Source organism: Mycobacterium deserti (assembly GCF_025345615.1).
Classification (GTDB): Bacteria; Actinomycetota; Actinomycetes; order Mycobacteriales; family Mycobacteriaceae; genus Mycobacterium; species Mycobacterium deserti.
Window position 1 is genome coordinate 15,429 of the sequence record NZ_JAODWD010000008.1, and the last position, 19,709, is coordinate 35,137.

A 19,709-nucleotide genomic window follows, 5' to 3' on the forward strand; every position below is an offset into this window, starting at 1 on the left:
GTGGCTAGAGCCTAATTCGCCGACCCGCGTCCTAAGGTAGTCCGGGTGCGTCTCGTGATCGCCCAGTGCACCGTCGACTACGTCGGGCGCCTCACCGCCCATCTGCCCTCCGCTCGCAGGCTGCTGCTGATCAAGGCCGACGGGTCGGTGAGTGTGCACGCCGACGACCGGGCCTACAAGCCGCTGAATTGGATGAGCCCGCCCTGCTGGCTGACCGAGCAGATGAGCGGTGACCTGCCGCTGTGGGTCGTCGAGAACAAGGCCGGCGAGCAGTTGAGGATCACGATCGAGGCCGTCGAGCACGACTCGAGCCATGAGCTCGGTGTCGATCCGGGACTGGTCAAAGACGGCGTCGAGGCGCACCTTCAGGCGCTGCTGGCCGAACACGTCGAGCTTCTCGGCCCGGGCTACACGCTGGTTCGTCGGGAATACATGACCGCAATCGGCCCCGTCGACCTGTTGTGCCGTGACGAGCAGGGGCGGTCGGTGGCCGTCGAGATCAAGCGTCGTGGCGAAATCGACGGCGTCGAACAACTCACGCGCTACCTGGAACTGCTCAACCGCGACACGGTGCTGGCGCCGGTTGCGGGGGTGTTCGCCGCGCAGCAGATCAAGCCGCAAGCGCGCACGCTGGCAATCGATCGCGGAATCCGTTGTCTCATCCTGGATTACGACCAGATGCGCGGCATGGACAGCGACGAGTTCCGGTTGTTCTAATGCCTCGCCGCCCGCGGCGCCGCCCGCCGCCGTCGTCGGTCCCGCCGCCCGTGCGCAGAATCGAGGCCGGACCCGACGGGCACGACTACGAGGTGCGTCCCATAACAGCAGGGCGCGCGGTCAAGACGTACCGCTGCCCGGGCTGTGACCACGAGATCCGCCCCAACACGGCGCATCTGGTGGTGTGGCCCGCGGATGCGGGCGAATCGGCGGCTGATGACCGTCGGCACTGGCACACGCCGTGCTGGACACATCGTGGAACCCGGCGCCCGACGCGCAAGTGGTCTTAGTGTGCGGAGTGCTGGTCTTCGGCCGGCTCGACGAGCTCGATGAGCACTCCGCCGGCGTCCTTGGGATGGACGAAGTTGATCCGCGAATTGGCGGTTCCGCGCCTCGGTGCGTCGTATAGCAACCGAACGCCCTCGGCACGCAGGCGCTCGCTGAGCGCGTCGATGTCACTGGTGCGGTAGGCCAGTTGCTGCAGGCCGGGCCCGCGCTTGTCGAGGAACTTGGCGATGGTCGAGGTCTCGTCCAGCGGGGACATCAGCTGGATCTGGGCGCTGCCGACGGCCGCCCCGCGCACCGACAGCATCGCCTCGCGGACACCCTGCTCCTCGTTGACCTCTTCGTGCAGGACGATCATTCCGAGGTGGTCGTGGTACCACTTGATGGCGGCGTCCAGATCCGGCACCGCGATTCCCACGTGATCGATCGCCGTCACGAGGGCGCTCGCGAGCGCCGGACGTGCGTCTACGTGTTCGGTGGTCATTTCGTAACGGTAACCTTGAGACAGATGTTTGCGGAATGTGTCATGGGCCACATAATCGAGTACCCAGTCCCGGGAGGAACTAAATGACGACGTCGGTAATTGTTGCTGGAGCCCGAACCCCGGTCGGCAAACTCATGGGTTCGCTGAAGGACTTCTCCGGCAGCGACCTGGGCGCCATCGCGATCGCCGGAGCGCTGGAGAAAGCGAAGGTTCCGGCGTCGGCGGTCGAGTACGTGATCATGGGCCAGGTGCTGACCGCGGGTGCCGGGCAAATGCCCGCCCGCCAGGCCGCGGTCGCCGCGGGCATCGGCTGGGACGTGCCGTCGCTGACGATCAACAAGATGTGCCTGTCGGGCATCGACTCGATCGCACTCGCCGACCAGCTCATCCGCGCCGGCGAATTCGACGTGGTCGTCGCCGGCGGGCAGGAGTCGATGACCAAGGCGCCGCACCTGCTCATCGACAGCCGGTCAGGCTACAAGTACGGCGACGTCACGGTGCTCGATCACATGGCCTACGACGGGCTGCACGACGTGTTCACCGACCAGCCGATGGGTGCGCTTACCGAGCAGCGCAACGACGTCGACCAGTTCACCCGGGCCCAGCAGGATGAGTTCGCGGCGCAGTCGCACCAGAAGGCCGCCGCGGCCTGGAAAGACGGCGTCTTCGCTGACGAGGTCGTGCCGGTGAGCATCCCCGCGCGCAAGGGCGATCCGATCGAGTTCACCGAGGACGAGGGCATCCGCGCCAACACCACGGTCGAATCCCTGGCCGGTCTGCGGCCCGCGTTCCGCAAGGACGGCACCATCACCGCCGGGTCGGCATCACAGATCTCCGACGGCGCCGCCGCCGTCGTGGTGATGAACAAGGAGAAGGCCCAGGAGCTGGGCCTGACCTGGCTGGTCGAGATCGGCGCCCACGGCGTCGTCGCGGGCCCGGATTCCACGCTGCAGTCGCAGCCGGCCAACGCCATCAAGAAAGCCATTGCCCGCGAGGGCATTTCAATCGATCAGCTCGACGTCATCGAAATCAACGAGGCGTTCTCGGCGGTGGCGCTGGCCTCCACCAAAGAACTCGGCGTCGACCCCGAGAAGGTCAACGTCAACGGCGGCGCGATAGCTATCGGGCATCCGATCGGCATGTCGGGCGCCCGGATCACCCTGCACGCCGCCCTCGAGCTGGCGCGACGGGGATCGGGCTACGCCGTGGCAGCGCTGTGTGGCGCAGGCGGCCAGGGCGACGCCCTGATTCTCCGTGCCGGGTAAGCGTCTACGACGTGTTGTAGTAATCGCCTGGGTTTTCCGGCACAATGGCGGCCATGTCTCGCGCTTTTGATCTGCGATCCGTTGCCGGCTGGTTCCGTCTCATCGCCCTGCTGGAGGCTGTCAGCTGGGTTGGACTGCTGATCGGGATGTACTTCAAGTACCTCGGCACGCCGCGTACCGAGATCGGCGTCAAGGTGTTCGGGATGGCGCACGGGCTGATCTTCATCGCCTTCGTCGTGGCCGCCCTGCTCGCCGGTATCTCGTTCAAGTGGGCGGCCACCACATGGTTGCTGGCTTTGCTGGCCAGCATCGTGCCGCTGTGCAGTGTGATCTTCCTCATATGGGCCGACCGAACCGGTCGCATGGGTGCTCCGGCCGTGGCCACGGCCGGCGCACAACCGGGGCGGTCAGCACCCGAAACGACGTGACAGACTTATCGGCGTGAGTCGTCCACGCCCTCCCGCCGCGGCGTCCATTGCCGGTGCCGTTGATCTGTCCGCTCTCAAGCAACGCGCCAGTGCGCCCGCCGAAGGCGCTGCGGCGCCGGCCGGCGTCGAGGTCACCGAGGCGAACCTGGAAGCCGAGGTTCTCGTCCGGTCCAACGAGGTGCCCGTGGTGGTCCTGCTGTGGTCACCGCGCAGCGAGGCGAGCATTCAGCTGGGCAACGCACTGGCCGAATTCGCCGCCGCCGACAACGGCAAATGGTCGCTGACAACCGTCAACGTCGACACCGTTCCGCGCGTTGCGCAGATGTTCGGCGTGCAAGCCATCCCCACCGTCGTCGCGCTGGCCGCGGGCCAACCACTGTCGAGTTTCCAAGGCGTACAGCCCCCGGCGGAACTGCGCCGGTGGGTCGACTCGCTGCTGAATGCCACTGCGGGAAAGCTCAGTGGCGGTGCCGACGGTGAAGAAGCCGAACAGGTCGACCCCGAGGTCGCGCAGGCGCGGGCGCATCTCGATGCCGGCGACTTCGACGCGGCGTTGACGGCCTACCAGGCGATCCTCGACGCCAACCCCGGTCACGCCGAGGCCAAGGGCGCCGTGCGGCAGATCACCTTCCTGCAGCGTGCGACGTCTCGGGCACCTGGCGCAGTGATTGCCGCGGATGCCGCGCCCGACGACATCGAAACCGCCTTCGCCGCAGCCGATGTCGACATCCTGCAGCAGAACGTTGGCGCGGCGTTCGACCGGTTGATCGGCCTAGTCAAGCGCACGTCGGGCGATGACCGCACGAAGGTGCGCACGCGGTTGATCGAGCTGTTCGAGCTCTTCGACCCGGCCGACCCCGAGGTCATCGCAGGCCGGCGCAATCTGGCCAACGCGCTGTACTAGGCCGAAGGCGGGTCGGCCGGCTCGAACCACAGCGCGGCCAACGGCGGCAGCACCATGACCGCCGACGCGGGTCGACCGTGCCACGGCTCGTCGGTCGCCTCGACCGCACCGTAGTTGCCGATCCCCGTGCCGTTGTAGATGTCGGCGTCGGTGTTGAGCACCTCGTGCCAACTCCCGGTGTGCGGCAGGCCCAGCCGGTAGCGGCTGTGCTCGGTGCCGGAGAAGTTGAACACACACGCCATCACGGATCCGTCGTCGCCGTAGCGCAGGAAGCTCAGCACGTTGTTGGCCGAATCGTTCGCGTCGATCCACGAGTAGCCCTCGGGGCGGGTGTCCTGCGACCACAGGGCGCGGCGGCTGCCGTAGATGGCGTTCATGTCGTGCACCATCTTCTGAATCCCGGCCGAGAAACTGTGCTCGTCGAGCTGATACCAGTCGAGCCCGCGCTCCTCGGACCACTCGGCGCGCTGGCCGAACTCCTGGCCCATGAACAGCAACTGCTTGCCCGGATGTGCCCACTGATAGGCCAGCAGGCCGCGTAGCCCGGCTGCCTTCATGTGGTCGTCGCCGGGCATCCTGCCCCACAGCGTGCCCTTGCCGTGTACGACCTCGTCGTGGCTGATCGGCAGCACGTAATTCTCACTGAACGCGTACAGCATCGAGAACGTGATCTCGCCGTGGTGGTAACTGCGGTGAATGGGGTCGCGCTTGATGAACTCCAGCGTGTCGTTCATCCAGCCCATGTTCCATTTCATCGAGAATCCAAGCCCGCCAAGGTTGGTCGGTCTGGTGACACCGGGCCACGAAGTCGACTCCTCGGCCACCGTGACGATGCCGGGCGCGGCTTTGTGGACCGTGGCGTTCATCTCCTGCAGGAACTGCACGGCCTCGAGGTTCTCGCGGCCGCCGTAGATGTTCGGCGTCCAGCCGTCCGCCGGACGCGAGTAGTCCAGATAAAGCATCGAGGCGACCGCATCCACCCGCAGACCGTCGATGTGGAACTCCTGCAGCCAGTACAGCGCGTTGGCCACCAGGAAGTTGCGTACCTCTGCGCGACCGAAGTCGAACACGTAGGTGCCCCAGTCCAGTTGCTCACCGCGGCGCGGGTCGGAGTGTTCGTAGAGGGCGGTGCCGTCGAACCGGCCCAGCGCCCACGCGTCCTTCGGGAAGTGCGCGGGCACCCAGTCGATGATCACGCCGATCCCCGCCTGGTGCAGGGTGTCGACCAGATACCGGAAGTCGTCAGGATCGCCGAGGCGGGAGGTCGGCGCGTAGTACGACGTGACCTGGTAGCCCCACGAGCCCCCGAACGGGTGCTCGGCCACCGGCATCAGCTCGACGTGCGTAAAACCTTGAGAAGTCACGTATTCGGTGAGTTCGGTCGCCAGTTCGCGGTAGCTCAGGCCCGGTCGCCACGACATCAGGTGTACCTCGAGCGTGCTCATCGGCTCGAACACCGGGTTCTGCGCCACGCGCTGGGTCATCCAGTCCTGGTCTTCCCAGGTGTAGTCGCTCTTGGTCACCTTCGACGCCGTCTTCGGCGGCACCTCGGTGGCGAACGCCATCGGGTCGGCGCGGTCGCTGACCGAGCCGTCGGCGCCGTGGATGCGGAACTTGTACAGTCCGCCGATCTCGAAGCCGGGCCAAAACAGTTCCCACACCCCGGTCGAGCCGAGGACCCGCAACTGGGCCTCGGTGCCGTCCCAGTGGTTGAACTCGCCGACTAGGCTGACGCCCTTGGCGTTCGGTGCCCACACCGCGAACGAGACACCGTCGACGACTCCGTCGGGCGTGGTGAAGCGGCGCGGATGGGCGCCGAGGATCTCCCACAGCCGCTCATGGCGACCCTCGGAGAACAGGTGCAGATCCACCTCGCCGAGCGTCGGCAGGAACCGGTACGCATCGGCGACGGTGTGCACGTCGGTCGACCCGTTGGCACCCGGATAGCTCACCTCGAGCCGGTAATCCACCAGGTCGGTGAACGGCACGGCCACGGCGAACAGCCCGGACTCGATGTGCTCGAACCGATAGCGCTCGCCGCCGATCAGCGCCGTCACCTCGGCCGCATGCGGCCGGTAGGCGCGAATGACCGTGTGGTCGTCGTATTCGTGAGCACCGAGGACCGAATGCGGATCGTGGTGCTCACCGGCCAACAACCGGTTGAGGTCCGATGTGTGCGGTCGCAGATGCGGACTGCTGTCTTGCTTGGTCTGCGTCATGTCGTCACTCCCTACGCAGCAGATTGAGTCGTCGTTCGGCGGGCACCTGCGGCATGTTCAGAACGTGCGCTACTGCCCGTGCCGGGTCGATGCGAACGTAATTCGCCTGTCCCCATTGATATTGATCACCGGTGATCTCATCACGTACCCAGAACCGGTCGTAGTGCTCCATACCCAGGGCGGCCATGTCGAGCCACAGTGTGGCCTCCTCCGGTCCGAACGGATTGAGCGTGACCACCACCAATACCTGATCACCGGTTTTCGGGTCGAACTTGCTGTACGCCAACAGCGCGTCGTTGTCGATGGGGTGGAACTTGATGGTCCGCAGTTCGTGCAACGCCGGATGTACGCGGCGAATCTCGTTGAGCCGACTGATGAGCGGCTCCAACGACTCGCCGTCGGCGAGTGCGGCGTCGAAGTCGCGTGGCCTCAGCTCGTACTTCTCTGAGTTCAGGTATTCCTCGCTGCCCTCGCGTACCGGACGGTGTTCGAAGAGCTCGAAACCGGAGTACACGCCCCACGCCGAGCTCATCGTCGACGCCAACACCGCCCGGATGGCGAACATCCCCGGCCCGCCGTGTTGCAGGCTCTCATGGAGGATGTCGGGGGTGTTGACGAAGAGGTTGGGGCAGGCGTAGTCGGCGTGTTCGGCGATCTGCTCGCCGAACTCGGTGATCTCCCATTTCGCCGTGCGCCAGGTGAAGTACGAATACGACTGCGTGAAGCCCAGTTTGGCCAACCCGTACAGCCGGGCGGGTCGGGTGAAGGCTTCCGACAAGAAGAGCACGTCGGGGTCCTCGTTCTTCACCTCGCCGATCAGCCACGCCCAGAAGTTCGGCGGCTTGGTGTGCGGGTTGTCGACTCGAAAGATCTTGACGCCGTGCGATACCCAGTACCGAACCACCCGTAGCACCTCGCGGTACAGGCCGACTGGATCATTGTCGAAATTCAGCGGGTAGATGTCCTGGTACTTCTTCGGCGGGTTCTCCGCGTAGGCGATGGTGCCGTCGGGCAGCACCGTGAACCACTCCGGATGGTCTTTGGCCCACGGGTGGTCCGGGGCACACTGCAGCGCCAGATCCAGCGCCACCTCCATCCCGTCATCGCGGGCCGCCGCGACAAAGTCGTCGAAGTCCTCGATCGTGCCCAGGTCCGGGTGGACTGCGTCGTGGCCACCTTCGTCGCTGCCGATCGCCCACGGCGATCCGACATCCGTCGGAGCCGCGGTCACGCTGTTGTTGCGGCCCTTGCGGTGCACCTTGCCGATCGGGTGGATCGGGGGCAGGTACACGACGTCGAAGCCCATCCGCGCAACGCGGGGGAGCGCCTTGGTGGCGGTCGCAAACGTGCCGTGCACCGGGTTGCCCTGAGTGTCCCAGCCGCCGGTTGACCGCGGGAACAGCTCGTACCACGAACTGAAGCGGGCCTGGGGGCGGTCCACCCAGATGCCGTATTGCTCACCGCGGGTGACCAATTCGCGCAACGGATACGCGTCGAGCAGCTCTGTCACTTCTGGTCCGAGCGCGGCGCCGGCGCGGGTGAACGGATCACCCGGCTCGCGCAGTTGCGCTGCGGCGTCGTGCAGGGGATAGCGGTCTTGGCGCGGCACCCCTGTCGAAGCGCGCTCCAGCAGCTTCGCGCCGACCAGCAAGTCGTTGTTCAGCTCCGACTCGCTTTGGCCCGCGTCGAGCTTGGCGGTCACATTCTTGCGCCATGTCGCGATCGGGTCACCCCAGCCATCGACTCGAAACGTCCACAATCCAACGCAGTCCGGGGTGAACGCGCCGTGGAAGACATCGGGCGTGCGCCCCGTCGCCATCGCTAGCAGCTGCGGTTTCTTCCGCGGTGCGGCGCCGACCACCGCCTCGATCGGCACCGGCTCGGCCGACTTGGCGAGTCCCGGCGGATCGTCGGCCAGCTTCGGATACGCGGTCCCGTGATAGCGCACCACCAAGGTCGCCGCGACTGCATCGTGGCCCTCGCGCCACACCGTCGCGGACACCGGCACGATTTCGCCGACCACGGCCTTGGCGGGGTACCGGCCGCCGGAGACGACAGGCTGGACGTCATCGATTTCGATACGGCCGGCCACTTACCACTCCTCACACTGATGCGGCCGCCTTCGTGGATGCATCGTCGGCTCCGTCGGCGGCCGCTCTAGTTGTCTGGACAAGTTCGTCAAAGCCTCGTCGCGCTCTATACCCACCGTAGTGCTCGCCCCAACCCAACGCTGCTCAAGCAGCCGGACCATGGGCGCTGCGAGACGGCAATAGTTCAGTAAGGTTGGCTCGCGTGACAGCCCTATGAAAGCTTTGAGACGGTTCACCGTCCGCGCACACCTACCTGACCGAATGGCCGCGCTCGAACGGCTGTCGATCAATCTGCGGTGGTCGTGGCACAAACCCACGCAAGACCTCTTCGAAGCCGTCGATCCGGCGCTGTGGGAGCGGGTCGGATGCGACCCGGTCGCGCTGTTGGGGCAGGTGAATCCGAAGCGGCTCGATGATCTCGCGGCCGACGCGTCCTTCGTCCGTCGGCTCGACGAGCTCGCCGCCGATCTCGACGACTACCTGGCCCGGCCGCTGTGGTACCAGCAGCAGATCGACTCCGGCGCGCAGTTGCCGAACGGCATCGCCTACTTCTCGATGGAGTTCGGCGTGGCCGAAGTGCTGCCGAACTACTCGGGCGGTCTGGGCATCCTGGCCGGTGACCACTTGAAGTCGGCGTCGGACCTCGGTCTGCCGCTGATCGCGGTAGGGCTGTACTACCGCTCGGGGTATTTTCGGCAGTCGCTGACCGCCGACGGGTGGCAGCACGAGAACTACCCGTCGCTAGATCCGCAGGGCCTGCCCCTGCGCCTACTCACTGACGCGTCGAACAACCCGGTGCTGGTGGAGTTGGAGATGCCCGACGCCAACCAACTGCGCGCGCGGGTGTGGATCGCGCAGGTGGGCCGAATTCCGTTGCTGCTGCTCGATTCCGACATTCCAGAAAATGACCACGACCTGCGCGGCGTTACCGACCGGCTCTACGGCGGCGACCAGGAGCACCGCATCAAACAGGAGATCCTCGCCGGCATCGGCGGAGTGCGGGCAATCCGCGCTTTCACCGACGTCGAGGGCCTGCCGTCGCCCGAGGTGTTCCACATGAACGAGGGGCACGCCGGCTTCCTGGGCGTCGAGCGCATCCGCGAGCTGATCGACGCCGGGCTGGATTTCGACACGGCCCTGACGGTGGTTCGCTCGTCGACGGTGTTCACCACGCACACCCCGGTGCCTGCGGGCATCGACAGATTCCCGGTGGAGATGGTCAAGCGGTACTTCGGCAGCCCCGCCGACGAGCGCTCGCGCGAGGAGCATGCGGCAGGCAGCCCGTCGGGTGCCAGTTCGCGGCTGCTGCCTGGGGTGCCTATCGACCGCATCATCGCGTTCGGGGAAGAAGACGACCCGTCGAAGTTCAACATGGCGCACATGGGCCTGCGGCTGGCCCAGCGGGCCAACGGCGTCTCGCTGCTGCACGGCCGAGTCAGCCGGGGGATGTTCAATGAGCTCTGGCCCGGCTTCGATACGGGCGAGGTGCCCATCGGCTCGATCACCAACGGCGTGCACGCGCCGAGCTGGGCGGCCCCGCAGTGGATGGAGCTGGGGCGTGAGCTGCTCGGCGACGCCGACCTCGACCTGCTCAGGGAGCCTGCGGTGTGGGGGCGGCTGAACGAGGTGGATCCGGGCCACATCTGGTGGATCCGCTCACAGCTGCGCAAGCAGCTGGTCGACGACGTCCGCGCACGGCTGCGCCGGTCATGTCTGCAGCGCGGTGCGTCTGACGCCGAGTTGGGCTGGATCGCAACGGCTTTCGACCCCGACGTGTTGACCATCGGCTTCGCGCGCCGGGTACCGACGTACAAGCGGCTGACCCTGATGTTGCGCGACCCGGACCGGCTGGAGCACATCCTGCTCAACGACGAACGACCCGTGCAGCTGATCGTCGCGGGCAAATCGCACCCGGCCGATGACGGCGGCAAGGCGCTCATCCAGCAGATCGTCAAATTCGCCGACCGGCCCGAGGTGCGGCACCGGATAGCCTTCCTGCCCGACTACGACATGTCGATGGCCCGCCAGCTGTACTGGGGCTGCGACGTGTGGCTGAACAACCCGCTGCGACCACTCGAGGCGTGCGGCACCTCGGGAATGAAGAGCGCGCTCAACGGCGGGCTGAACCTGTCGATCCGCGACGGCTGGTGGGACGAGTGGTTCGACGGCGAGAACGGCTGGGAGATCCCGACCGCCGATGGGCTCGCCGACGAGACCCGTCGCGACGATCTGGAGGCCGCGGCCCTCTACGATCTGCTGGAGAAGTCCGTGGCGCCGAGGTTCTACGACCGCGACGAGCACGGACTGCCGACCCGCTGGGTGGAGATGGTGCGCCACACGCTGATCGCACTCGGGCCGAAGGTGTTGGCCTCGCGGATGGTGCGCGACTACACCGAGAAGTACTACGCTCCTGCGGCTGCATCGTTGCGCCGGACCGTCGAGCCGGGCGCCGACGGTCAACCGTTCGGCGCCGCGCGTGACCTGGCCGCATACCGCCTGCGCGTGGCCGATTCCTGGCCGAAGGTTCAGATCACCGACGTCGACAGCTACGGATTGCCGGACACCCCGCTGCTGGGATCCGAGCTGACACTGACCGCGACGGTGCAGCTGGCCGACCTGCGGCCCGACGAGGTGGTGGTACAGGCGGTGCTCGGACGCGTCGACGCGGGCGACGCGCTGGTCGATCCCATCACCGTGCCGATGCAGCACGCAGGCACGGCCGACGGGGCCAACGAGATCTTCTCGACGACGACACCGCTGCCGGTCGCAGGGCCGGTCGGCTACACGGTTCGGGTCCTACCGCACCATCCGCTGCTGGCCGGCGACAACGAGCTCGGCCTCGTCGCGCTGGCGTGACGCGGGCCCTGACGGTCGCGGTCGACGGCGGCCCGTATGCGTTGACGGCCGGCCCGGACGGGGCGATGTGGGTGACGCTGGTGCATGGCGGCGCGGTCGCGCGCGTCGACGTGGACGGCGAAGTGACCGTCCACCCGGTCGGCCCGGATTCGCGACCGTCGGTCATCGCGACGGGCCCCGACGGGGCGTTGTGGTTCACCCTCAGCGGGGACGACCGCATCGGGCGAGTGACCGTGGCGGGCGACATCTCGGCGTTCGAATTGCCCGACGACACCGGGCCGTTCGGCATCACGGCGGGCGGCGACGGCGCGCTCTGGTTCACGGCGATGACGTCAGGCGAGATCGGGCGCATCACCGTCGACGGCGACATCAGCAGGTGGCCGGTCGGCGGTATGCCGTCGATGATCGCCAAGGGTCCCGACAACGCGTTGTGGTTCACGCTCAACAAAGCCAACGCCATCGGCCGGATGGATGCCGACGGCTCGATCACGACTCGTCAGTTGCCCACGCCCGCAGCGGGTCCCGTCGGCATCGTCGCCACCCACGACGACGCGGTGTGGTTCACCGAGATCCTCGCCGACAAGCTCGGCCGGATTCCTGTCGACGGCGCACTGCAGGAGATGGAACTTCCCGGCAAGCCGCACGCGGTCGTCGCCGACCCCGACGACGGCGTGTGGGTGAGCCTGTGGGGCAGTGACCAGATCGCGCGGGTCACCAATGACGGCGAGATCGTCACGGTGGACCTGCCTGCGGGCAGCGAACCGCATGGCCTCGCGATCGGGTCCGACGGTGCGCCGTGGGTGGCGCTGGAGTCGGGGTTCGTCGTGCGCCTGCCGGTCTGAGGCGTAATTCGGACGAATATCCGGACACGTGTACGGCGACGCCAGTGCCCTTGTAGGTTCCCGTTAGTGCGTCTACATGTTGCGGGACGCGTGGGAAAGGGTCGGGGTAGTGACGGTTCGACATGGGCTGCGACGCGGCGTCGCGGTGGTGGCGGTGTGTGGTGTGTTCGGTGGAGCGGGCGTCGGAACGGCCGCCGCCGATCCGGAGGTCGTCGAACCGGTGGTCGCCGAAGCGCCGGCGGTACCGCCGCCTCCTGAAGGCGCGCCGCCGCCCCCGGATCCGGCCCTGGTTCCGTCCTCGCCTGCGGCGACGACGACGTCGCCCGATGGGTGGACGCTGACGCTGTCGGCCAGGGACGAGACCCAACTGGTCATCCCTCCGCTGACCACCGCGATCTCGACGCGCGAGTACGAGGTCGGTGGCATCTTCAGCGCATCGATGACCGGGCCGGAGGAGGCTGAGCCACCACGGGGATCGTTGGAGGTCGGCTACCAGATCGGCTGTGGCATCGACATGAGCACCTCCAACGGCGTCACTCTCAGCGGCAACATCGGATTGACCCCGGGTCTCGTACTGGCAGGCGCGGGCGCCGTTCCGACGGCTCTGACGCCGATCGGCGGCGGCCTGACAGTCGCCCTCAAGCCCGGCATCATCAACACAGTCCCCGTGTCCAAGAAGGAGTTCGAGGGCGCCGAGCCCTGGGTCATGGTCGACGGCTTCCGCATCAAGATCGACGGCTGCGTCGGCGAGTCCTTCATCCGCTCATACGCATTCCTCACCAGGTCGACGCCCGTCTCCGACGCGGTGTTGGCGTGGTACGGGGTGACCAAGAAGGTCTAGTCGACGTGGGCCGGGGGTCCGGCCGAGATCACGGGAAGCGCTTGAAGCATCGCTCCTGATCGCCTAGTACACCGACGCGGAATGCGTCGATCCGCGAGAAGCCCGACGGCACCGATTCGCCGTTGACGTCGCTGGCGGCCAGGCCGTTGGTCAGGATCCCCGACACCGCCTCGTCGACGTCGCCCGCGGTGAGCGCGATGGTGTTGCCGTCGGGGGTGGTGATGTCCTTGGTCATCTTCGTGGTGGCCACGCCGGTCAGGCAGGCTGTGCGCAGCGCCGCTTCGGCGTTGTCGAGAGGCACGCCACCACGCTCCTGCTGGATGGCCTGCATGTACCTCGACACCAGTACCGAATACGCGGTGTTGTCGCCGGTCGCGAGGCTGCCTGCGTCCTCGGGGTCGGGTTGGGCGCCCATCGCCTCCAGTTCGGCGAGGTCGACCGAGATCGTGTTGGTGGCCGGGCAATACGACGCGGGCGGGCTCTGCCGGGCATCGGCGCAGTCGGTGCTTTCGAAGCTCAGCGTCGGCGGGTTCTGCGGTGCGAAAACGATGCCCATGGCGTCGACGATCGCGCGGACGGACTCCTCGGTCACGGGCAATTCGCCGGTCTGGTCCTCGGGCAGGAGCACGGGCAGATCGCCCCGGCGCTGACCGATCTCGCGCAGATCGATCGACTTGCACGCCTGCGCACCGTCGGTGAAGCCGAACTGGAACGCCGAAAGCCTCTCGAATGCCGAGCCATGCTCATCCACCCCGACTTCGGGATCGTCGACGTTGAGCAGCGGATCACGGAAGGCGATCACGGCCGCGAGTACGTTGTTGAGGCCCTCGCCCGTCGACAGCGTGAATCGCGGCGAACTGCCTTCGGCGACCCAGCGCATGTACGAGCCGGCCAGGCAGTCAGCCTGCTGCTCGGCGACCAGCGTCGGCGTGTCGTCGTCGAGCAGGCCCGCCTGGTATTCGATGGCGTGGCCGTACTCATGCGCCAGAACCATCGTGGCGCCCATGTCGCCGTGCGCCCGCTGCAACGCGGGCAGCAACTCGCCGCGGTCCCAGCCGATGGTGTTGTCGTCGTGACAGAAGCCCGCGTTGATGAGTCCGTAGGTGTCCGTGTCGCAGAACATGCCGTCGAATCCGTTGGCGTCCCAGGAGATCAGCGCGTCGACCGGTTCGAACTGCCCGTCGAATGCCTCGGCGTACGCGACCGCCCAGTACTCCTCGATGTCGCTGATCGCCTGGCGGGCCAGTTCGTCCGCCTCGCCGTCGTCGGTGTTCTCGACGACGCGCGACGGGTCCGAGGCGTCGTCGCGCAGGCCGGTGGGGCCGTCAGTCGCGGGCATGCCCGCAACGCTGAACGGATCGTCGAACACCGACACGGCCTGGCCTTGCATCGTGGTCGTACATGCCGTGGCCAGGAAAGCCGTCGCCATTGCGGCGCCTGTCCAGCGTCGTCGGTTCATGCAGGCAGAATAATCACGAAGCCGCGTCGCGGAGCCGTTCGAGCGCTTGCCGCACGCGGGTCGAGTCGGTGGTGGCCCAGAAGGGCGGAAGGGACGCGCGCAGGAATCCGCCGTAGCGCGCGGTCGCCATGCGGGAGTCGAGCACCGCGACGACACCGCGATCGTCGACCCCACGAAGCAGCCGGCCTGCGCCCTGGGCCAGCAGCAGCGCGGCGTGGCTCGCGGCGATCGCCATGAACCCGTTGCCGCCGTGCGCGGCCACCGCGCGCTGACGCGCTGTGAGCAGCGGATCGTCGGGCCGGGGGAAGGGGATGCGGTCGATGAGTACCAGCGACAGTGACGGGCCGGGCACGTCGACGCCCTGCCACAGCGAAAGTGTGCCGAACAGCGAGGTCGCCGGATCGTCGGCGAACCGGGTCACCAGCGCCGACGTCGTGTCCTCGCCCTGACACAGCACCGGGGTGTCGAGGCGGTCGCGCATGATCTCCGCCGCGGCCCGGGCTGCGCGCATCGAGGAGAACAGCCCGAGTGTGCGGCCCCCGGCGGCGGTGATGAGTGCGGTGATCTCGTCGAGCTGTTCGGCCGAACCGGTGCCGTCGCGGCCGGGGGGTGGCAGGTGCGCCGCGACGTAGAGGATGCCGGACTTCGCGTGCTCGAACGGGGAGCCGACGTCGATGCCGCGCCAATCGTCGCCCGTGAGTCCCCATGCCGACGCCATGGCGTCGAATGTGCCACCGATGGTCAGCGTCGCCGAGGTGAGCACGGTGGTCGACCGCTCGAAGAGCCTGCCGCGCAACAACCCTGACACCGATAGCGGAGCGACGCGCAGAACGGCCCGCACGTTGCCCCGGTTGTCCTCGTGGTCTAGCCACACCACCTCGGTCCGGTCCGTAATGGCGGGGACGAACGAGTCGAGCACGCGCGACGCGGTGTCGCTGACGTCGGTGAGGGTGGTGACGGCCTCGCTTCGTGCCGCCGCTGCCTTCGGGTCGCTGGGGCTGGTGTCGATTGCCGACCGGACCCGGTTCGCCGTATCGCGCAGCGCCGTCAGATACGTCGTCATCTCGTCGTCGAGTACGTCGATGCGTCCGGGGCTGGCCTCGTGGATCAACGACGACAGCGTCGCCGTCGCGGCCTCGAGGCGTTGTGCCAGTTCGGAATCGACGAGTCGTGCCGCGCGCCGGTGCGCGACTCCGAGCGACGTCGGCGACAGTTCACCGGTGGCGACCGCGGTCACCCGATCCACCAACTCGTGGGCCTCGTCGACCACCAGAAGTTGATGTTCGGGAAGGACCGCCGCGTCGGAGATCGCGTCGATGGCCAGCAAGGCGTGATTGGTGACGACGACATCGGCATGGCCGGCTTTATCGCGCGCCTTCTCCGCGAAGCAGTCGGTGCCGAACGGGCATCGTGCCACGCCGATGCATTCCCTGGCCGACACGCTGACCTGAGACCAAGACCGGTCCGCAACGCCTGGTGTCACCTCGTCGCGGTCGCCGGTGTCGGTGTCCGACGACCAGGCGATGAGTCGCTGCACATCCCGCCCGAGCGCGCTGGCGGCCATCGGCTCGAAGAGCTCATCCTGCGGCCGATCCTCCGACTCGGCGGCGCCTCCCGTACTACCGTTGTGAATCTTGTTCAGGCACAGATAGTTTCCGCGTCCCTTCAGCAGCGCGAACTCGGGCCGGCGCGGCAGCGCGCCGGTCAACGAGTCGGCGAGCCGCGGCAAATCCCGGTCGACGAGCTGGCGTTGCAGTGCGATGGTGGCCGTCGACACCACCACCGGCTCCTCGGTCTCGATGGCGCGTGCGATCGCGGGCACCAGATAGGCCAACGATTTTCCGGTGCCGGTGCCCGCCTGCACCGCGAGGTGTTCACCGGTTTCGAAGGCATGCGCGACCGCCCCGGCCATCTCGATCTGGCCGCGGCGTTCGGTTCCGCCCAGCGCGGCGACGGCCGTGGCCAGCAGTTCGGTGACGCGACCCGATTCCCGAGTCGCGGCGCTCCTGCCCTCCGAAGACGTGATGACTCCTACCTGCCGGGTGGGATGATCCGCGTGGGAATGGCCGGCTCGCCGCGCGACAGCTTGAGCCCGTCCCACGGCAGGCTCGTCAGACCGTCGGCGACGCGCTTGCGCGCCGCGTCGAGGCTCAGGTCGCCGACGACTTCCCCGTCGCGCACGAAACTTTCCGTCAACGGACGCGCGTCGGGCAACTCCGGCGCCCGGCCGTGGGGATGGACGACTTCCTCGACCATGGTGCCGGTGGACTTGCACAGCCGCAGCGCCTGCTTGCGTCCGCCGTGAGATTCCTTACGGCTGCTGCGTTTCTCCACGGGAATGCCGTCGACCTCGACCAGCTTGTAGACCATGCTGGCGGTCGGCGCCCCCGAACCGGTCACCACCGAGGTTCCGACGCCGTAGGCGTCGACGGGCTCGGCGCGCAACGCCGCGATCGCGTACTCGTCGAGGTCGCCCGAGACGACGATCTTGGTCTTATCCGCACCGAGCCTGTCGAGCTGCTCGCGGGTCTGGCGCGCCATCACGCCGAGGTCACCGGAGTCGATCCGGACTGCACCCAGGTCGGGTCCCGCGATTTCGACGGCGTTGGCCAACCCTGCGCTGATGTCGTAGGTGTCGACGAGCAGTGTGGTGCCGACGCCGAGCGCGTCGACCTGTGCCCTGAACGCGGCCTTCTCGTCAGGTCCGTCAGCCGTCGTGTGCACGAGTGTGAATGCGTGGGCCGCGGTGCCCAGCGCGGGCACGCCGTGGCGACGCTGCGCTTCGAGGTTCGACGACCCCGAAAAGCCGGCGAGGTAGGCGGCGCGGGCCGCCGCGACCGCGGCCTGCTCGTGGGTGCGCCGCGAACCCATCTCGATGAGCGGACGGCCCTCGGCCGCACCGACCATGCGCGCGGCGGCCGAGGCGATCGCGGTGTCATGGTTGAAGATCGACAGCGCCAGTGTCTCCAGCACCACGCATTCGGCGAAGGTGCCGTGCACGGACAACACCGGCGAGCCCGGAAAGTACAGTTCGCCCTCGGCGTACCCGTCGATGTCGCCGCGGAACTCATAGCCGGCGAGGTATGCCAACGTCTCCTCGTCGAGGAAGTCCGCAAGTGCTGAGATCGCCGCGTCGTCGAACCTGAACTGCGCCAGCGTTTCCACGAAGCGTCCGGTACCGGCGACCACGCCGTACCGGCGCCCGTCCGGCAGCCTGCGGGCGAACACCTCGAACGTCGTGCGCCGGTGCGCCGCGCCGTCACGCAGCGCCGCCGCCAGCATTGTCAGCTCGTATTTGTCGGTCAATAACGCCGTAGAGGCCGGACTCACAGGAGCAACCGTAGTAGTTCGGGAGGCCAATTATGGCCCGGCTATCCTGAAGCACATGGTTACGCCGGCGAAGGCCCGACCGGGCACTCGCGAGGAGCAGGGCGTCAAAACCGAGGACGCCACGGACTCACCGTGGGTGACCATCGTCTGGGACGACCCCGTCAACTTGATGACCTACGTGACTTACGTCTTTCAGAAGTTGTTCGGGTACAGCGAGCCGCACGCCACCAAACTCATGATGCAGGTACACAACGAGGGCAAGGCCGTGGTGTCGGCCGGCAGCCGCGAGTCGATGGAGGTCGACGTGTCCAAACTCCACGCCGCAGGCCTGTGGGCGACCATGCAACAGGACCGCTGAAGCAGACGTGCGTAAGTGGAAGCGGGTCGAAACGGCCGACGGCCCGCGGTTTCGGTCGGCACTGGCCGAGCATGAGGCCGCACTGCTGCAGAACCTGGTCACGTCTATGATCGGCATGCTGGAAGAGCGCGAATCTTCCTCTCCGGCAGATGAACTCGAGGCGATAACCGGAATGCGCACCGGCAATTCCTCGCCACCGCAGGACGAGACGCTGAAGCGGTTGCTGCCCGACTTCTATCGGCCGCAGACCGATCATCCTGCCGGCTCCAACACTGCCGAAAGCCTCAACAGCGCACTGCGCAGCCTCCACGAGCCGGAGATCATTGACGCGAAACGTCAGGCCGCGCAACGGCTCTTGGACACCATCCCGACCGGCGGCGGCAAATTCGAGCTGGCCGAGGACGACGCCCACGCGTGGGCGTCGGCGGTCAACGACGTGCGACTGGCGTTGGGCACCATGCTCGACGTCGGACCGAACGGACCCGATGCGTTGCCGCCCGACCATCCGATGGCGGGGCACCTGGACGTGTACCAATGGCTGACCGTCCTGCAGGAGTATCTGATCCTCGGTCTGATGGGCAAGTCGAGGTGACCGGTTCGATCACCGATGTCGGCGGAATCCGCGTCGGCCAGCATCATCGGCTCGACACCGACGTCTCCCTCGGTTCGGGGTGGGCGACCGGCACGACGGTCGTGCTGACCCCGCCGGGCACCGTCGGCGCCGTCGACGGCCGGGGTGGCGCACCTGGCACACGCGAGACCGATCTGCTCAATCCGATCAACTCGGTGCGTCACGTCGATGCGGTGGTGCTGTCTGGCGGCAGCGCATTCGGACTCGCCGCGGCCGACGGGGTGATGCACTGGCTCGAGGAACAGGGGCGCGGCGTCGCGATGGACGGCGGGGGCGTCGTGCCGATCGTGCCCGCCGCGGTGGTCTTCGACCTTCCCGTCGGCGGCTGGACGTGCCGGCCGACAGCGGAGTTCGGCTACGCCGCGGCCGACAGCGCCGGGCCGGATGTGGCCCTCGGGACGGTCGGAGCGGGCACCGGCGCGCGCGTCGGCGTGCTCAAAGGCGGCGTTGGGACCGCATCGACGATGCTCGATTCCGGCGTCACCGTGGGTGCGCTGGTGATCGTGAACGCTGCCGGCGAGGCCATCGACACGGCAACCGGGCTGCCCTGGCAGGTCGACCTGATCAGAGAGTTCGGTCTGCGGCCCCCGCCCACCGACCAGATCGCCGCGTACGCCGAACGGCACGCGGAATTCAGCCCGCTCAACACCACGATCGCGGTGGTCGCCACCGACGCCGCACTGAGCCCCGCTGGATGCGGCAGGGTTGCGGTCGCCGCCCACGACGGGTTGGCTCGCACCCTCCGGCCGTCGCACACCCCACTCGATGGCGATACGGTGTTCGCGCTGGCCACCGGCGCCGTCGAGGTACCGCCGGATCCCACCACCCCGGCGTCGATGTCTCCGGAGGTGCCGCTGATCACCGCGGTCGGCGCGGCCGCGGCGGACTGTTTGGCCCGCGCGGTCCTCGTGGGCGTGCTGGCGGCGGAGTCGGTGGCAGGAATACCGGCTTACCGGGACGTGTTGCCCGGAGCATTCGAATGATCGGCTCCGGACCGGAA

At 67.5% G+C, this 19,709-nt stretch carries 17 protein-coding genes; 11 read left to right on the plus strand and 6 right to left on the minus strand.

Features of this window, described 5'->3' with window-relative positions:
- Window positions 1–45 precede the first annotated feature (45 nt).
- Entirely contained in the window at window positions 46–717 is a 672-nt protein-coding gene (nucS, locus tag N4S67_RS27410) for an endonuclease NucS (protein WP_260996210.1), read from the plus strand.
- Window positions 717–1,007: a hypothetical protein gene (locus tag N4S67_RS27415; protein WP_260996211.1), complete on the plus strand. Its 291-nt coding sequence runs from the start codon at window positions 717–719 to the stop codon at window positions 1,005–1,007. The genes nucS and N4S67_RS27415 overlap by 1 nt, the downstream gene beginning before the upstream one ends.
- Here the strand turns inward: N4S67_RS27415 and mce are convergent.
- Window positions 1,004–1,486: a methylmalonyl-CoA epimerase gene (gene mce / locus N4S67_RS27420; RefSeq protein WP_260996212.1), complete on the minus strand. Its 483-nt coding sequence runs from the start codon at window positions 1,484–1,486 to the stop codon at window positions 1,004–1,006. The genes N4S67_RS27415 and mce overlap by 4 nt on opposite strands.
- A gap of 83 nt (window positions 1,487–1,569) precedes the next feature.
- On the opposite strand from mce, the gene N4S67_RS27425 reads away from it, so the two are divergent.
- Genes N4S67_RS27425 through N4S67_RS27435 form a run of 3 tightly spaced genes read left to right on the plus strand, consistent with a single transcriptional unit; the run spans window position 1,570 to window position 4,083 of the window.
- On the plus strand, window positions 1,570–2,751 hold the full coding sequence (locus tag N4S67_RS27425) for an acetyl-CoA C-acetyltransferase (RefSeq protein ID WP_260996213.1): 1,182 nt from the start codon (window positions 1,570–1,572) through the stop codon (window positions 2,749–2,751).
- A 44-nt stretch (window positions 2,752–2,795) separates the two neighbouring features.
- On the plus strand, window positions 2,796–3,179 hold the full coding sequence (locus N4S67_RS27430) for a DUF3817 domain-containing protein (RefSeq protein ID WP_260996214.1): 384 nt from the start codon (window positions 2,796–2,798) through the stop codon (window positions 3,177–3,179).
- Window positions 3,180–3,192: 13 nt separating this feature from the next.
- Window positions 3,193–4,083, plus strand: coding sequence for a tetratricopeptide repeat protein (locus N4S67_RS27435; protein ID WP_260996215.1), 891 nt, complete (start codon window positions 3,193–3,195; stop codon window positions 4,081–4,083).
- On the opposite strand, the gene glgB is transcribed toward N4S67_RS27435, so the two are convergent.
- Together glgB and N4S67_RS27445 are read right to left on the minus strand one after the other, a co-directional pair.
- A complete protein-coding gene (gene glgB / locus N4S67_RS27440) occupies window positions 4,080–6,302 on the minus strand; it encodes a 1,4-alpha-glucan branching protein GlgB (protein WP_260996216.1) in 2,223 nt (740 codons plus the stop codon). The genes N4S67_RS27435 and glgB overlap by 4 nt on opposite strands.
- Before the next feature lie 4 nt (window positions 6,303–6,306).
- Window positions 6,307–8,394 (minus strand): alpha-1,4-glucan--maltose-1-phosphate maltosyltransferase, encoded by a 2,088-nt coding sequence (locus N4S67_RS27445; protein ID WP_260996217.1) that lies wholly within the window; start codon window positions 8,392–8,394, stop codon window positions 6,307–6,309.
- A gap of 211 nt (window positions 8,395–8,605) precedes the next feature.
- Here N4S67_RS27445 and N4S67_RS27450 point away from each other — a divergent pair, with 211 nt between their 5' ends.
- The 3 genes from N4S67_RS27450 to N4S67_RS27460 all read left to right on the plus strand — a co-directional run bounded on the left by N4S67_RS27450 (window position 8,606) and on the right by N4S67_RS27460 (window position 12,931).
- Window positions 8,606–11,248, plus strand: coding sequence for a glycosyltransferase family 1 protein (locus N4S67_RS27450; RefSeq protein ID WP_260996218.1), 2,643 nt, complete (start codon window positions 8,606–8,608; stop codon window positions 11,246–11,248).
- Complete coding sequence (locus N4S67_RS27455) at window positions 11,245–12,090, plus strand: Vgb family protein (protein WP_449288842.1); 846 nt, start codon at window positions 11,245–11,247, stop codon at window positions 12,088–12,090. Before N4S67_RS27450 ends, N4S67_RS27455 begins: the two co-directional genes overlap by 4 nt.
- Before the next feature lie 109 nt (window positions 12,091–12,199).
- A complete protein-coding gene (locus tag N4S67_RS27460; protein WP_260996219.1) occupies window positions 12,200–12,931 on the plus strand; it encodes an MspA family porin in 732 nt (243 codons plus the stop codon).
- Window positions 12,932–12,959: 28 nt separating this feature from the next.
- On the opposite strand, the gene N4S67_RS27465 is transcribed toward N4S67_RS27460, so the two are convergent.
- Genes N4S67_RS27465 through N4S67_RS27475 form a run of 3 tightly spaced genes read right to left on the minus strand, consistent with a single transcriptional unit; the run spans window position 12,960 to window position 17,672 of the window.
- A complete protein-coding gene (locus tag N4S67_RS27465; RefSeq protein WP_260996220.1) occupies window positions 12,960–14,390 on the minus strand; it encodes a peptidase in 1,431 nt (476 codons plus the stop codon).
- A 13-nt stretch (window positions 14,391–14,403) separates the two neighbouring features.
- Window positions 14,404–16,416: an ATP-dependent DNA helicase gene (locus N4S67_RS27470; RefSeq protein WP_260996299.1), complete on the minus strand. Its 2,013-nt coding sequence runs from the start codon at window positions 16,414–16,416 to the stop codon at window positions 14,404–14,406.
- Between the two features lie 5 nt (window positions 16,417–16,421).
- Entirely contained in the window at window positions 16,422–17,672 is a 1,251-nt protein-coding gene (locus N4S67_RS27475) for a nicotinate phosphoribosyltransferase (protein WP_390893555.1), read from the minus strand.
- A gap of 103 nt (window positions 17,673–17,775) precedes the next feature.
- Between N4S67_RS27475 and clpS the strand changes: the two genes are divergently transcribed.
- From clpS to N4S67_RS27490, 3 genes are read left to right on the plus strand one after another with little or no spacing between them, the layout of a single operon-like run.
- Window positions 17,776–18,078 carry an ATP-dependent Clp protease adapter ClpS gene (clpS, locus tag N4S67_RS27480; protein ID WP_260996222.1) on the plus strand — a complete coding sequence of 101 codons (303 nt, stop codon included), beginning with the start codon at window positions 17,776–17,778 and terminating at the stop codon, window positions 18,076–18,078.
- A 7-nt stretch (window positions 18,079–18,085) separates the two neighbouring features.
- The gene (gene aosR, locus N4S67_RS27485; protein ID WP_260996223.1) at window positions 18,086–18,670 is read left to right on the plus strand and encodes an oxidative stress transcriptional regulator AosR; all 585 of its coding nucleotides are present in this window, start codon (window positions 18,086–18,088) and stop codon (window positions 18,668–18,670) included.
- Window positions 18,667–19,692: a P1 family peptidase gene (locus tag N4S67_RS27490; protein WP_260996224.1), complete on the plus strand. Its 1,026-nt coding sequence runs from the start codon at window positions 18,667–18,669 to the stop codon at window positions 19,690–19,692. The genes aosR and N4S67_RS27490 overlap by 4 nt, the downstream gene beginning before the upstream one ends.
- The last annotated feature ends 17 nt before the right edge of the window (window positions 19,693–19,709 follow it).